Origin of the sequence: Psychrobacter sp. NG25 (assembly GCF_015234355.1) — a bacterium.
GTDB lineage: Bacteria > Pseudomonadota > Gammaproteobacteria > Pseudomonadales > Moraxellaceae > Psychrobacter.
In genome coordinates this window covers 1-966 of the sequence record NZ_JADGMV010000019.1, presented here as the reverse complement: position 1 = coordinate 966, position 966 = coordinate 1, and the positions used below count along the sequence as shown (strand labels likewise).

At 51.6% G+C, this 966-nt stretch carries 1 protein-coding gene; it reads left to right on the top strand.

Annotation, left to right across the window (positions count from 1 at the left end):
* Positions 1-966 (top strand): hypothetical protein (locus tag IPZ60_RS14105; RefSeq protein ID WP_265087475.1); only part of this gene is annotated, 966 nt, incomplete at both ends.

Sequence of the window (966 nt, the reverse complement as noted above, 5' to 3'; positions counted from 1 at the left end):
TAGTGCCACTGGTACGATTTCGGATGAAGACAATGGTGATACAACTGACGGCAGCATCACCGATGGTGACAAGCCAGTGGTCAGCATTGTCGCCACCACACCTGAAGCCACCGAAGGCGCAGCCGACAACACTTTAGCGTTCACCATCTCTCAAGACAACGTCAGCAACTTTGACACCGAGGTTAGTGTCTCTCTTGGCACGAACAATGCCATAGTAGCCGCCGACATTGATCAAATCTCTTACACCGTTGATGGTGGTGTTGATGTGGTCATCACAGACCCTGCAGAGATTGCCGACTTCTTAGCCAGTGGCACCGTGACCATACCAGCGGGCAGCACCTTTACTCCTGTGATCACTGTCACCGCGAAAGATGATGACATCTTCGAGAACAGCGAAGACCTAGTATTAGACATCAGTACCGATGCCAACGTTGCCAGCGTCAGCCCGACAGAGGGTAGTGCCACTGGTACGATTTCGGATGAAGGTAATGGTAATCCTACTGATGATGATAAGCCAGTGGTCAGCATTGTCGCCACCACACCTGAAGCCACCGAAGGCGCAGCCGACAACACTTTAGCGTTCACCATCTCTCAAGACAACGTCAGCAACTTTGATACCGAGGTTAGTGTCTCTCTTGGCACGAACAATGCCATAGTAGCCGCCGACATTGATCAAATCTCTTACACCGTTGATGGTGGTGTTGATGTGGTCATCACAAACCCTGCAGAGATTGCCGACTTCTTAGCCAGTGGCACCGTGACCATACCAGCGGGCAGCACCTTTACTCCTGTGATCACTGTCACCGCGAAAGATGATGACATCTTCGAGAACAGCGAAGACCTAGTATTAGACATCAGTACCGATGCCAACGTTGCCAGCGTCAGCCCGACAGAGGGTAGTGCCACTGGTACGATTTCGGATGAAGACAATGGTGATACAACTGACGGCAGCATCACCGATGGTGA